14 protein-coding genes are annotated in these 14787 nt (G+C 34.9%); all 14 read right to left on the reverse strand.

Translation table 11 applies throughout. The features are described 5' to 3' along the window. Positions 1–38: 38 nt before the first annotated feature. The 14 genes from AAC601_RS13025 to holA all read right to left on the reverse strand — a co-directional run bounded on the left by AAC601_RS13025 (position 39) and on the right by holA (position 14624). Entirely contained in the window at positions 39–758 is a 720-nt protein-coding gene (locus tag AAC601_RS13025; RefSeq protein WP_303269437.1) for an SDR family oxidoreductase, read from the reverse strand. A gap of 68 nt (positions 759–826) precedes the next feature. Further along, positions 827–1531 carry a response regulator transcription factor gene (locus AAC601_RS13030; protein WP_303269438.1) on the reverse strand — a complete coding sequence of 235 codons (705 nt, stop codon included), beginning with the start codon at positions 1529–1531 and terminating at the stop codon, positions 827–829. Positions 1532–1703: 172 nt separating this feature from the next. Beyond that, entirely contained in the window at positions 1704–2306 is a 603-nt protein-coding gene (locus AAC601_RS13035; protein WP_340153511.1) for a sugar transferase, read from the reverse strand. A gap of 1 nt (position 2307) precedes the next feature. Beyond that, positions 2308–3243: a succinylglutamate desuccinylase/aspartoacylase family protein gene (locus AAC601_RS13040; protein ID WP_340153512.1), complete on the reverse strand. Its 936-nt coding sequence runs from the start codon at positions 3241–3243 to the stop codon at positions 2308–2310. Next, on the reverse strand, positions 3240–3902 hold the full coding sequence (locus AAC601_RS13045; protein ID WP_303269442.1) for a phosphatase PAP2 family protein: 663 nt from the start codon (positions 3900–3902) through the stop codon (positions 3240–3242). Before AAC601_RS13045 ends, AAC601_RS13040 begins: the two co-directional genes overlap by 4 nt. Beyond that, on the reverse strand, positions 3890–4555 hold the full coding sequence (gene trmB, locus AAC601_RS13050) for a tRNA (guanosine(46)-N7)-methyltransferase TrmB (RefSeq protein ID WP_303269444.1): 666 nt from the start codon (positions 4553–4555) through the stop codon (positions 3890–3892). The genes AAC601_RS13045 and trmB overlap by 13 nt, the downstream gene beginning before the upstream one ends. Positions 4556–4557: 2 nt before the next feature. Next, positions 4558–5859 (reverse strand): folylpolyglutamate synthase/dihydrofolate synthase family protein, encoded by a 1302-nt coding sequence (locus AAC601_RS13055; RefSeq protein ID WP_340153513.1) that lies wholly within the window; start codon positions 5857–5859, stop codon positions 4558–4560. 22 nt (positions 5860–5881) lie between these two features. Continuing rightward, positions 5882–6730 carry a hypothetical protein gene (locus tag AAC601_RS13060; protein ID WP_340153514.1) on the reverse strand — a complete coding sequence of 283 codons (849 nt, stop codon included), beginning with the start codon at positions 6728–6730 and terminating at the stop codon, positions 5882–5884. Next, the gene (locus tag AAC601_RS13065) at positions 6723–7118 is read right to left on the reverse strand and encodes a biopolymer transporter ExbD (protein ID WP_303269447.1); all 396 of its coding nucleotides are present in this window, start codon (positions 7116–7118) and stop codon (positions 6723–6725) included. Before AAC601_RS13065 ends, AAC601_RS13060 begins: the two co-directional genes overlap by 8 nt. 6 nt (positions 7119–7124) lie before the next feature. Further along, positions 7125–7802: a MotA/TolQ/ExbB proton channel family protein gene (locus tag AAC601_RS13070; protein ID WP_303269448.1), complete on the reverse strand. Its 678-nt coding sequence runs from the start codon at positions 7800–7802 to the stop codon at positions 7125–7127. An 11-nt stretch (positions 7803–7813) separates the two neighbouring features. Then, positions 7814–8590 (reverse strand): SPOR domain-containing protein, encoded by a 777-nt coding sequence (locus AAC601_RS13075; RefSeq protein WP_303269450.1) that lies wholly within the window; start codon positions 8588–8590, stop codon positions 7814–7816. 155 nt (positions 8591–8745) lie between these two features. After that, a complete protein-coding gene (locus tag AAC601_RS13080) occupies positions 8746–10434 on the reverse strand; it encodes a hypothetical protein (RefSeq protein WP_340153515.1) in 1689 nt (562 codons plus the stop codon). Between the two features lies 1 nt (position 10435). Then, complete coding sequence (locus AAC601_RS13085; RefSeq protein WP_340153516.1) at positions 10436–13504, reverse strand: tetratricopeptide repeat protein; 3069 nt, start codon at positions 13502–13504, stop codon at positions 10436–10438. Between the two features lie 97 nt (positions 13505–13601). Then, complete coding sequence (holA, locus tag AAC601_RS13090) at positions 13602–14624, reverse strand: DNA polymerase III subunit delta (RefSeq protein WP_303269456.1); 1023 nt, start codon at positions 14622–14624, stop codon at positions 13602–13604. Between the last annotated feature and the right edge of the window lie 163 nt (positions 14625–14787).

Genomic DNA, 14787 nt, shown 5'->3' on the forward strand with positions numbered 1-14787 from the left:
CAAATGCTGACCTTTTTTAGTTCCTAAACAAGTGAAAACTACTTCTGCGGTGGTCTACTTGGTCTCACCTCTATCTTACTTGGCAATGTTCTTGGGTTCATTTCTAACAAATCAACAACCATCTGCCCAATATCTTCCTTTTGAATTTTCCAGAAATCTTTTTCGTTCGGCTCGTGATCATTGAAATAAGTAGCCACAGACCCTGGCATTATAGTTGAAACGTTAATACCCTCTTGTCTCAGATCTAACATCACTGATTGCGTAAAACCAGTCAGACCAAACTTACTGGCATTGTAAGCTGAACCACCAGGAAAGAAATTAGTGCCTGCTAAACTAGATATTGTGAAGAAATAACCTCCATTTTTCTTTAATGCTTCAACACTAGATTTAATTGTATAGAAGACGCCAGTTAAATTAGTATCTATGACTTCATTCCATTTATCAATTTCCATTTCATCAATAGGAGCGAAATGTCCTAAACCTGCATTCGCAATCACGATATCTAATTTTCCCCATTTATCCAATACGGCATTCACACATGTTTGCTGATTTTCAAATGATCTCACATCAGCTTGAAGTCCTAAAACCTCAGCTTTCGCATTTTTTGCTAAAGACTCTGCAGCTTTATCCGCTGACTCCTGACTCCTACTTGTAATAGCTACATTTATACCTTTTGCCAATAATGCTTCTGCAATACCATATCCAATACCTTTACTTCCTCCTGTTATAAGTGCTGTTTTATTTTCTAAGTTTTGCATAATATAAGTTTGTTTACCTTCAATCAACTGATAAAAAAATGATTGGTTACAAAATGACTAGATGAAACTTAGATTTTTTGCTTGAATAAATAGCCCACTCCCTTGATGGTCTTGATATAACCTTCTCCGAGCAATTGTCTAATTTTCAAGATATGAATATCAACAGAACGCAAAGTAACCTTAGCGGAATTACCCCAAATAGCTTGCATAAGCTGCTCTCGAGAAAATACTTGGTTTGGAAATCGTGCTAAAAATAAAAGTATTTCATAAGATTTAGATTGAATCTGTAACAAATCTTTGGCAGGAAGTTTAAATAACAATCGCTTTTTAACATCAAAATACAGATCTCTTATTTCATATTCTTCAATCGGCTTTAAATTGAAAACGGAGTCTTCTGTGTCAAAGAATTTGGACAACCTCTTTTTAAAAGCATTTTTCCGTAGTGGCTTTCTTAAGAAAAAATCAATCCCTGTTTCATAACTTAGGATTTCGTATTTCTCGTCACTATTGGAAGTAAGGGCTATTATTTTAGTATCCAGCTCGTTAATTGCAACTTCATTTTTCAGGTAAGTAAATAAGCTAATCCCATCATAATTCTGATTACCAATTTCTGAAATGATTAATTGAGGATGGTGTTTATTGATTAGTTGGATTGCATGTTGAGTGTCTAAGGCGAGAGCTACATTGAAATTTTCTGATTCCAGAATGGTCACCAAATCCCTTAATGTACTCTTGTCATCGTCCGCTATTACCGCAGTTCTGCTTTGTTGCATTTCTTAGATACTCCTTAAATTCATTACTCTAAGAAAGCACAAAATCGGAATGAATATATCCTCAAAAACTGAAGTTAAAGTGAAAATAACTTGAAGGTAAACTAGACTTAATATTAGATATGAAAATCAAGTGAATTATTAATATTGAGGTAAAGCAAGAAATCCTTCCCTGTTAATTGCCCCTAAACTTCTCCATTGTAGCCACCCCTTCCCCACTGATTCCTTCTGCTTTGAAAACTTTAAAAATGGTCAAAAATATGATTTTCAAATCCAGCAGAAAGGATTGATTATGAACATACCAAACATCATATTCGAATTTCTTTTGCCAGCTAATGGTATTTCTGCCGTTTATTTGCGCCCAACCTGTGATGCCTGGCGTTACCAAATGCCGTTGGCTTTGCTGCTGACTGTAAAGAGGTAAATACTCCACCAACAATGGTCGCGGCCCAATAAAAGACATATCCCCTTTTATAATATTGAATAACTGTGGGATTTCATCCATGCTCGTTTTTCTTACTAGTTTACCAATCCAAGTAAGTCTTTCTGAATCAGGTAATAGTTCCCCTTTTTCATTTTTATCATCTCTCATGGTTTTAAACTTAATCAACAAGAATACTTCCTCGTTTAAACCAGGTCTTTTCTGTGTAAAAAAGATTTTTCCGTTTTGAAATATTGCTAATAGTAAAGCAACCACGAGAAATATTGGACTTGCAACTAAAAAAGCAATTAAGGCAGTTAACTTGTCAAAAAAAGGTTTATAAAATTTTTTGTACATTCTACTTGATTACGCCCAAATGCATAATAGCATCTCCTTGATGCACAATGGGGTTATGATTGAGACCTATAACATAACCATTCACTGAAGAAGTAATTTTACTTTTAAAGCCGCCAAAGGGATCATTCACATGTCCTAATAACTGATTCTTTTTAATTACATCCCCACTTTTGACAGCAGAAAGAAATACACCTGATTTTTTGGCCCTCACCCAAGAAGAGTTTTTTATAACTAAATTCTTATAACTGGCTTTTTCAGATTCTTCACACATTCCCAAGTGTTGCATCATCCTTTTTGTACCTTTAATACCTTCACGAATAGCAAATTCATCGAAGCGGGAAGATTCACCACCTTCATATACCAAAATATTCTTTCCGAACTTATTGGCCGTTTGTCGCAAAGAATTTGGCCGAAATTTAGAATCTAATGTAAATGGAGCATGAAAAGCCTCTGCTAACTGCACATTTTTTTCATCCTTCATCATACATCTTATTTGAGGGTAATTGGTTCTATCGGCTCCACCTGTATGAAAATCAATTCCATAATCAATCAATGGAATAATCTCATTTGTCAAAAAGTACGCCATCCTGGAAGCTAATGAACCATTTTTATTTCCTGGAAATGATCGATTAACATCCTTACCATCCGGAACATATCGAGAGAAATAAATGAAACCATATACATTGATAATAGGGATGCAGATTACGGTTCCAATCTTAGGAATATGATCGTTTTTCTCGATCATTCTCCTTACAATTTCAGAACCATTGATTTCATCACCATGTAAACCTCCCATCAATAGTAATACAGGCCCCGGTTCAACAGCCCTAGCCACTGTAATTGATACGTCTATAGTAGTATGCGAAGGGAGTCTGGCAATATTCACATCTACCACTTTTTCCTCTCCTGGCTCAATTTCAATTCCGTGTAAAATCATCTATTAAAAATTAATCCTTTATGCATGGCACTTACATTATACAGTAACTTTTGATTTTTGAAGGAGAAAAACCACCATATAAAACCAGAAACCAATAAGCCAATGGTAGCACCCACAATTGTATCGACCATAAAATGTTGAAACAAATAAACCCGAGAAATAGCAACTAAAATGGCTAGTAACATATAAATCACCTGCAGAAGCTTATTTTTTGTAAGTAATATTAAAATCGTTGCCAAGGCAAATGCCGAAGCAGAATGCCCACTTGGCATACTGTAAAAGTTGCTCAGTTCTACGCCTTCTACCAAATTAAATGAGGACAAAGATTCCTCAAAATGCAACGCAGGCCGATTAACATTGAATACTACAATTTTTAGAAATTGAACAATTGCAAAATGTACTAGACCAGTTAAAGTCAATAAAATAGCAAAGTAAATTCTATACATTAATAAAATAATGCCTGTGATAATAAATATATGTGCTTCACCCAGATAAGTGATATAAGTAAAAAAGGCATTTCCAAAAGGATTATGTCTTTTATTTAGCCACAATAAGAAGGTACCCTTATCTAGAAATAGCACTAAGGCCAAGGCTGTTAAGAAATAAAGCACGTACATCAAAAATGCAGGGCTTTGTAATTTATCTTTTAAGCTTTCCATTCAAATCTTAAGTATTTTATAGTCTCTCCCACCTTAGAAAATTTTCTTTCATAACGAGTTGAAATCCCATAATGCTCTCCTAAATATACAGAATTATGCAAATCATCTGTATAATGCAAATCTTTTATGTCTTCCCTAGCTGGCAAAACTTCATTGAGTGTCCAGTTAAATAAGTCTGTATTATCGGTTTTGAAATATATCCTCCCTTTTCCTCCTTGAATTCTCTTATATATTTCCAAGAAACGATGAAAAGTCAATCTTCTCTTTTCATCTCTATCTCTTGGTCTAGGGTCAGGGTGAATAATCCAAATATCTTTCACTTCCCCCTCTGCAAACATTTGCTCAAGGTCTAAAATAAAATGACGAGCAAAGGCGACATTTTCTAAGCCCTCTTCTAACGCTTTTGTGCTTCCCTGCCATAAGCGTTCTCCTTTAATATCAATACCTACAAAATTTTCATCCGGAAATTCTTTTGCCAAGCCTACAGAATATTCCCCTCTGCCACATGCCAACTCCAAATTTATAGGATTGGAATTCCTAAATATGTATGTTCCCCAGTTTGACCTAATGTTTGGAAATCGGTCATCATCATATTCAATCACATTATGACGATTTTGTAAATCTTCAAACCTTTTTAACTTTTGTCTACTCATTTTTACAGATTTGCAATTTCGGCTACCGCAAAGGTAGAACCTCCGACAAAAATTAAGTCCTTATCTGAAGCATTTTTTTGTGCTATTTTAATTGCTTGGTCTACAGTAGCGTAAGAATGTCCCGTCAAACCAAAATCTTGAGCTATTTTTTTCAATTTCTTCGAATCCAGAGCGCGAGGGATATTAGCTTGGGTGAAATAGTAAATAGCATTTTTTGGAAGTAATTCTAATATTTCATCTAGCTTTTTATCATTTACAGTGGCGTAAACAAAGTGCAATTGCTCATACACTTCCTGCTGAAGCATCTTGGTAATGAATTCAAATGCTGTTATGTTGTGAACTGTATCAGCAATCATTGGAGTGCTAGAACCAGTATTTGATATCCTTTGCCACCTTCCTTTTATTCCCGAATTTTGAATTACATTTTTCAAACCCTTTTGAATATCACTTGAAGAGATATCAAAGCCGCTTTTATTTAGAAATTCAATAGCTGTAAATACGCTTTTCAAATTTTGTATTTGATATGTAGCAGAAAGTCCAGATTCGAACTCAATTTTTTCGTTGCTTTTAAGATTCTCAGCACTAAATTTCCAATCTGGCAAAGACTCCTCAAGGACTGAAACACTAAAAAATTCCTGGCTGTCCATAAAAGGAGCATTCTTGGAATCGGCCAACTCTTTAATAATCAACCTCAGTTCATTTTCCTTTACAGAAGTTATGACGGGAACACTATTTTTTATAATCCCTGCTTTTTCTTTTGTAATTTCTTCTAAGGTATCTCCTAAAAATTGCTGGTGGTCTAAACCTATTTGTGTGATAATTGATAATAAAGGTTCTATCACATTTGTACAATCTAGTCTTCCACCCATGCCAACTTCTATCACCGCAATATCTACTTCTTCCCTTGCAAAATAATCGAAGGCCATAGCTGTTGTAAGTTCAAAAAATGATGGTCTTAATTCAGCTATAATGGGCTTAAATTTTTCAACATACTTAATTACTTCCGCTTCAGAAATTGGAATCCCATTGATCCTCATTCTTTCCGTAAAACTTTTGAGATGAGGTGAAGTATAAAGAGCAGTTTTGTACCCTGCTTCCTGCAATACGGACGAAAGGAATGAAGCAGTACTACCCTTTCCATTTGTACCCGCAACATGAATGAACTTCCCTTTTTTCTGAGGATTTCCTATTGACTCCAATAAAGCCAAAGTATTATGTAAATCCTTTTTGTAAGCAGATCCTCCCACACGTTGAAACATGGGCAGTTGTTCAAATAAAAAAGCTTCCGCTTCTTGGTATGTCATATTATATAATCAATTCGAAGATCTAATTAGAGCGAATTAAAAACGTTATGGTTCCTTTTGACTGAGGTGCAGTTTTACCTCCTGATGTTCTACTAAAAGATAATTTAGCCACCTCATCCTGATATATTTTTAACACCTCCGCTGATACAGTAGTTTCAATAGCTCTTACTGAAATAACTTCACCATTATTATCCACTCGTATATCAAAAACGATCTTTCCACTTTGTTGCGATGGATCATTTGGTCTAGGTGGAGAATCCCACTTCCATCCTGACATATCCAACTTACTACCGCTCCCACCTCCCTGCGGGCCCATCATCGCCTCGGCATCTACTTCTCCTTCCGGATTGCCCTGATCTCCATTTTTTTCATTAGTTTCACCCTGAGATTTACTATCTCCAGGGAAGAGTGCATTTGGATTAGCCTTAGGTTCTTCCTTCTTTACTTCCTTCTCTTCCTTTTTCGTTGTTTCTTTAGCTTTTTCTGTTGGCATATCTTCTACTTTCACTGGAGCTTCTTGATCCGTAACAGCTTCCTCAACTACTTCTTCGACTGGTTCAGAAACCTCTTCAACAATATCTTCAGCCTCAGCTTCAGTAGTTTCTTCTACCTCGTCTTCAACAATCTGTTCAGTCTCCTCAGTTGGAGTTTCTTCAATTTCTTCAGTTTGTTGTGCTGAGACCGGCTCATTTCCTGAACCTTGATTATCAATACCAATGTTTAGTTCAATTCCATATTCTGGTAAAGGAGGATAGGGTTCTTTCCAAGCAGTTACCCACAAGAATAGTAGGAGCAACAAAATATGAAGCCCAACAGAAACGGATATTCCAATTATCCGATTTTTCTTTTCCCTATGTGCATAATCACTCATTTGGCTGTGCCGCAATAGAAACTTTTGCTTTTAATGAAGCCGCAATACCGGCTACTTTTACTAAATGCTCTGTAGGAACACTTTTGTCAATGTGTAACACCACTACACCCTCATCTGCATTCCGCAACTCTCTTTTTATAGCTGTCTCTAAATCTGATACTGCTACTCTCTTATCATTAACGAAGTAAAGCATATCTTTTGTTATGGTAACACTCACTTTTTGCATTACGATATTGGTAGATTTACTTGAAGGCAAATTAACGGGTAATCCAGAAGGTGTAATAAATGAAGAAGTCAACATAAAAAATATCAATAAGAGAAAAATGATATCTGTCATGGATGACATACTAAAGGCAGGATCAACATTATGTCTAGATTTCATTGACATAGCGTTTTATTTAGGTTCTTGAAGTAAATCAATAAATTCAACGGATGTGTATTCCATTTTATGTATAACCTTTTGCACCTGGGTTACCAAATAGTTATAACCAAGATAAGCAATGATCCCGACTGAAAGACCTACGGCCGTAGTGATCATAGCCTCATAGATTCCTTCAGAGAGCAATTTTGGACTTACTGATCCCTCTTCTTGAGCTATTGCAATAAAAGCCTGTATCATTCCAGTAACCGTGCCTAAAAACCCAATCATAGGTGCAGCACCGGAAATCGTGGCCAGCAAAGATAAATTCTTCTCTAGTCTGTAAATTTCAATCTTACCCACGTTCTCTATAGAAACTTCAATGTTTTTAAGGGGACTTCCTATTCTAGAAATACCTTTCTCCAACATTTTGGCAATTGGAGTCTCGTTCTGAGAACACATCATTTTGGCTTGATCTATTTTCCCATCAGAAACCAATGATTTCACTTGGTTTAGCAATCCTGTTGGGGTTTTAGATGATTTCTTAATAGTTAGTACCCGCTCTATAAAAATAGCAATTGCTGCAGCTGATAATAACAAAAGGGGAATCATTACATATCCCCCTTTTAAAAGTAAGTCAAACAAATTAACGCTTTCTTCAGAAGCGTTAACCATTGCTGAATCAGCAACAGTAGTAACTTGTAATAGTGTCATATTTAATTATATCAATATTTCAAAGGCCAAGGTTGCTCTTTAAATTGACCTGTTAATTCTGTAGCTCGAGTACTCGCAGCAGCAAAACTCTCTGTTTCTTCAATAGCTACTCTATTGAATTTACTTTTACCGAAAGGTGGAATAATAAAAGCATTAGTTCCATCTTTGGTAAGCTTTTCTGCGTAGTCTTTCGCCAAATCCTCATCAAAAAAGCTACCAACAACAACATAAGAACGCCCTGTTCTCGAGTTTAGTGTGTTGACTTGTCCTTCTGCAGGCTCTTCAGGCTCAATTACTTCAGGTTCAGGCTCAACGGGCTTTTCTACTACAACAGGTGTGGTTTCTTCGACAGGCTCTTTTTCAACCACTGGCTCTGGCGCAGGTTCTCTCAAGAAAAACCAATAAATCACTGCAACAGTAGCTATTATTATTATTGATAATGCAATAATTATTGGTGCAGCCGATTGTTTTTTAGGTGGAGTGTAGGTTGAAACAGGCTCTTCCTCTTCTACCTCCTCCTCTTCATCCCCAAAAGGATTTGGGTCGTATTCCTCTTCAGCATACTGCGAAAGAGAATCCTCCGTAGTTTCAGAAGTATCAAATGAAGTCTCAATTTCAGACTCATCCTGAGTAGTAGCAATATCTTCTGAATCAAAATCATCAGAAGGTGCAGACTTTTCTTCGTCCTCGTCTAGATCAGGCAAACCGAAATCCTCATCATCTTGCTCGGGCTCCTTATGTATGTTTTCGTCTTTATACTCCTCGTCTTTTTTGTCCTTTTTGGCCATATTCTGGTAATTTAAGGTTTACTCTAGCTTAAAAGTATTAAAAATTTATAATACTTTATCAATAAACTATTGTTTTTAATCAAAATCAATACTCAATAATAAATAGTTTTACCTATTAGAATCAAATATAATGGCAAATATTGATATTAAAAACATTAAAACGAATATGTAAAGCCTCCTAAAATTTGAAATCCACGGTTAGGATATCCCAAATAGTACTCGTATTTATTGGCTATCAGGTTATTAGCATGTAAGAAAATCTGACTTCTATTACTTAACTGATACCCTAATTTTATTCCTAAATCATAGATGGGTGGGATAGATTCATCTAGATTGAACGAATAACTAGCGTTTTCTTGAATGAAGGTATTGACATTATTCATACGCCCCTGTAAATAGGCATCAAAACCAATCTTAAGTTTATTAGCAAACCAATAATGGGAATCAAATCTCAAAGTGTAATTAGGACGGAAAGGCATAAGTTCTGTTTCCCCCACATTGTAGTAGAAATAATCTCCTCTTAGATTAATCTTCAGGTTATCGATATTAGTAAATAATGAGGCATAAACATTAGCTTCTGTATTATTATTATTAAGATACCTAGCCCTGTATCTAATCTCGCCTTCGGCTTCACTGTAGATTGCCTCATATCCAAAATTATGACGAACTGAAGCTACACTGAATCCAAATTCATAGCCTAAGAAATTACTTAAGGAACCATTTACTCCACCATAGATTTGAAATGGCATTAAAGTATTATTCACACTTATAACATTATCTAAATATGGGTTTTCCATCAGAAAATCTCTGTAGCGATTACCTCTGACATCTCCTGTCAAGCCACCAAAAATGCTTAACTTATTAAATGGTGTATACACAATACTTAAGTCAGGATATACATGAAATTTATTCATTCCTGGGAGCGTGTCATTCTCGCTCACCATATTGAGACCCACGCCAATCTTTAGTTTATCTCTAATAAACTTTACGCCCGGTTTAAATCTTAGTAAATTTCTATTTTGAGATGAGTCAAGTGCATCAAATTTTAAAGCACTTATAAATCCATTAGCGCCAAAATAAATTAAAAATTCATCATTTATGTTAAAGCTATTTTTCAAATTATAATTAAATGAAAGCTCAGAATTATTGATATTTGTAAATAATTGGTATGCATCCATGTCCAAGTGATAATGATATTGGCTATTTTCATTTAGATCTTCCAGGGAGATATTGGCACCAATAGTGTGGAATGTTCTTTGCAAACTATCTCTATCAACTTCTGAAGTAAGGAGCGTATCATAGCCGTATAAATAGTTGTTATGTCGCTCATAAAAAGCACCAGCGTTTATAACCGCTTTTTGGTAGATCAGCTTTCCATATGGGTTTACCTTTTGGTATCCTGAACCAGAATTTCTTCCATCTATAGGGCCGTTAGCAAAGCTTTGATGAAATAAATTTAGCCCATAACTTTTGTCTTTACTTCTTTTACTTGCAAAAGCACCTTCGAAAAAAGATGCTCCATAATTTCCCCCTCCTAATTTTACTTGATTAGCATACAACTTTTCTAACTTTTCATCTTGAATGGTCAGCACTCGAATTCTAGGAGTCAAGTTACTAAGATTGGGCACAAATTGCCTTGAAGTAAATTCAACTTCTAAAGGAGACTGATTCCCTTTGATCTTAGGTACATTTTTGAAATCCCTATTCACTCTCGGTAGATCAATTTTACGATCCTTCTCAATAATAACTTGAGAATCTTCCAAATCACCCTCCTGATTCCAGTTATCTTGACCTATTAAACTGAAGGGGAAACAAAAAATTATAAATAGAATATATCTTAACATCTCAGTTTTTAGTAGAATCATTTTCAATTACTTCTTCCATTTCAATAGTATTCATGCTGCTATCCTGGCCCTCCTCAGTTGTTCCAGTCTCACTCTCTATTAATTCAAGCTTCAATTTCGCCTCGTCTTTTAATACTTTGGAATCTGCATTCTCAATTATTGAATTTAAGGTAGCTTTAGCCTGAAAAATCTCATCCATTGCGTAGTAATTGTCCGCTATCAACAAGAATGATTTACCAATCCAGATCGCATAATTCCCAAAGTCTTTATTCAATTGGAATAATGCGTTAATGGATTCCTGATAGTTCTTAGAATTATAATCCATTAAGGCAATCATATATTTTGACTCTGCTGCAAATTCGTCCTTAGCTGCATTTACCGCACTTTGAAAACTAGACTTTGCTTCAGCATATTTTCCTTGGTAATAATTAGCCATACCCTTATTCAGATATGCTTCGTTGATTGCATTAGCATTTACTGCTGCTTCTTCCATAATTAAATCGGCATACAAAATCATTTTACTATAATCAGAATTTGCTTTAGCAATTTCCATCAGACCAGTATATGCGTTGTACTTGTCTTTTTTATTCTCAGATTGATCCAAAAGTTTTGTAAAGTACAATCTTGCCTTACTGTAATCCTTATTTACCAATTCTATTTCTGCTATTTTTTGAATTGAGCGTTTATTAAATGCGGTATTGTCAGCCTCAACCACTTCATAAAATAATCCCAATGCTTCTTCAAATTGATTATTCCTATAGTAGGAGTCCGCCAAATAGTACCGTGCTTCAGCTGTCAGAGAGTGATCAGGATAGTTCTGAATATAGGCCTTAAACGAAGATACTGCTCTATCGTACTTTTGATTGAAATAAAGTGATTGGGCGGCATCAAATTCAATTTTTGTCACCTCACCATCATTAGGATTTGCATTTTTATAAGCTGATAAGTATTGATCCAAATCCCCTTCTTTATTCATTATTGAATACAGTTCCTGTAGACCAGCTAACGCACCATTTGCGGTCGAATGAGTTAAGTAATTTTGCAAAATCAAAGTATAATCTTCTTCTGCTTTCTCATATCGCTGTAAATTGAAATATGCTAAAGCTCTTCTTGAATAAGCAAAAGGACGCAGCGGACTTTGTTGCAGATTCTTCAATAAGTAAGAAAACCCATCAATTGACTTTTCATATTGCCCTGATTCAAATGCTAATTGAGCTTTTTGAAATAAGGCATTGTCATAATAATTAGAATTTCTGAAATCCGATATAACCTTATCAAAACTCTGGTTTGCTAAACTATTATTGCCCGTTATGCTGTTAACGACCCCTTTTTGAAAATATGCGTAGTCAATATTAGGGTTTCTTTCATCTATCGCCTTTTGATAATAGTTAATCGCTAATTGATAATTCTTGGTCACATAATAACAGTCTGCCAAGCGAACAATAGCATCTGCATAATAAGTGGCTGATTTACCATTATTTAAATATTCTTTAAAATATTGTAGAGATTTTTCAAATTGCTTATCATTGTAAAAAGCATAAGCTAATCCATAATTTAGGTTAGCAAACCAATTGTCACTCCTTTTACTTGATTTAAATGATTTTTCGTATGATGCGATGGCTTCCTTATATTTCTTTCCAGTAGAGTAGGATTCTCCCATCCAAAAATAAGTCTCCCCTAATAGACTGATATTCTGCGGATAATCAACGGATTTTTGAAATAATTCCATGGCGCGATAATAATTTGCCTGATTAAAGTATTCAGCACCTTGATAAAAGGTAACTTTTTGATAAGCTTCCTTTAGCTTCAAGGATTTATTCTCAATTGATTCTAAGAATTCAATGGCTTTGTCATAGGCATTGGAATTCAGAAAGGCTTCACTTAATAATTCATTCGCTTGGGTAGAATATGGGCTTTTCGGATAATTTTTAATGTAAGAAGAAAGCTCTTCTACTGCATTGGTAGTGTTCCCTTGCTTTAATTGCAATTTAGCCAATTGAAAATGACTCTCCATTGCAATATCTTGGTTGAAATCCAGAAGTTTCGCTTGCTCATAAGCGTTCGAAGCAAATCTATAATTCTCTTTTTTCAAATATAACTCCCCTAAATAGTAGGCGTTAAACTGTGATAAAGAATCTTTTGCAATTCCAACTTCCTCAAATAGTTTGATGGCTTCTTCATATTTTTGCAATTGATAAGCCACATAACCCATTCGATAGAGCAATTCCCTATCCATTTTGCTTCTATTTTCACTTCTATATTCTTCAAAATAATCATTTGCCTGTTTATAATTATTTTGCTCAAAATAAGCATCTGCTATCAACAACTTAATATTTAAGGCTTCTAACCTATTCAGGCGAGGAATCAAGTCTTCTGCATAATCAATTAATTTTTGATATTGGCCTCTTTGATAATAAATATTAGCCATCATATTGGCAGTAGAAATTTTGTAATCATCATTCTCCGCTGCCCGTTCTAAATCAATTAAAGCTTCATCGAATTGCTTTTTATCAAAATAAATATACCCCGCATAGTAATTTGCAGCTGATTGGTATTGATTGTCCCGCCTTTTTAATGAATTGAAGTATGGTAAAGCTTCTTGAAAAGCCTTTCTACTAAAATATGCATAGGCAATTTTAAATTGATAATGAGTCTTGTCCTCTCCTTTTAATTTATCACCCTCAGTTTTTTCGTAATATTGAATGGCTTTAGCATAGTTCTTTTCCCGAAAATAGAAATTACCAAGTTCGTAATATGCTTCCAGTGCTTTAGGATGGGCAGGGTTTGATTTAACAAACGATTTAATTCTGTTCTCTCCGTTCGACTGATAGAGGTAAATAGAAATTAAAGCACTATAATAAGTTGCATTTTCTGCTTTTATTCGTTCGTGATCTTGAAGTTTTCTATACTCTTCGAATTTATTTTGAGCTGTAGTATATTGCTTTTGCTCAAAAGCCTCGATTGCCTCTTGATAGATATCATTAGCTCCTGAATTGACGAAGGCATATTGGCTAAAAGATTGAAGGGGCAGTAAAAAAACAAAGCCTATTACTACAATATATTTATTCATTCCTATGGTGATGTGTCTATTAAAAACTCTTTTTCAAAGTGTTCGAACTATGCAGTATTAACTACAAAATCAATGATTTATTTCATCTTAAAAAATTTCAGTGCATCAATTTATATATTAATTCTTTCATAAGTTGCGCTTCATTAATATTAGCTGTTACTCCTTTGTACATTAAGTCTGCCTGAAAAATATGCGCTAAATTTTGAATGGTCTTATTCAGATTAAACCTGTTAACTGCTGTAATGTAATCCTTCGCAAAAAATGGATTAACTCCTGCTGCGGCTGCTACTCCTCTTTCACTTTTATCCTGTGAATGATGAATCAACAGTACCTTTGTAAAAAAGGAATGCAGAAAACCAATATTCACAACTGCTGGATGATTTTTAGGATCGGAGGCAAAATAATTAATTATTCGATTCGCTTTGAGCCCATTTCCCTTAATAATCGCTGATTGTAATTCAAATATATTATAATCCTTATTGATTCCTACGTATTCTTGAATCAAAGCATCGGTGATTTCGGATGGTTTATCAAAATTAACTAATACTTTATCAATTTCATTAGAAAGGCGCTCCAAATTATTTCCGATGTATTCCGTCAATAACATTAAAGCTTGACGATTTATGCTGTGTCCCTTAGACTTTACATATTGTGAGATCCAATCTGGAACTTTATTTTCATAAATCTTATTTGACTCTAGTAGAACTGTATGTTTTTCTAGGCTTTTAAAGATCTTTTTTCGCTTATCAAGTTTTTTGTGCTTATAAGAAAAAACCAAAACACTAGAAGCCTGGGGGCTTTGGAGATAATTCTCTAAAAGAGAGAAATCAAAATCGCTTTCTGTGAACTCACCTAAATTTTGAGCCTCTTTAACGATGATTACCTGACGTTGCCCCATCATGGGAAAAGACCTGGCGGCAGAGACCACTTGGTTTAACTTTACATCCTTACCATAAAGAATTTGTTGATTAAAACCTTTCTCGCTTTCATCTAAGGCATGCTTTTCTATATAATCGCTAATGAGGTCTATAAAGTAGGGTTCTTCTCCGTGAAGGAAATAGATAGGTGCATAATTTCCGCTTTTAAGGTCTGCTAGTATTTGTTCTGCCGATTTTGCCATAAAATTGCTGTATTGGTGCGAATATAAACTATCCGATTGTCAGTATCAAGTCACAAGTATTCCAGGCCTACTGATAACGAAAAACAATTATTAGATTTTTGAACCAAAATAAAAACAACACATCACAGAAGGTTAGTCGGTTGCTAACCTCTAACTGTTAATG

This window comes from uncultured Marivirga sp. (genome assembly GCF_963974845.1).
Classification (GTDB): Bacteria; Bacteroidota; Bacteroidia; order Cytophagales; family Cyclobacteriaceae; genus Marivirga; species Marivirga harenae.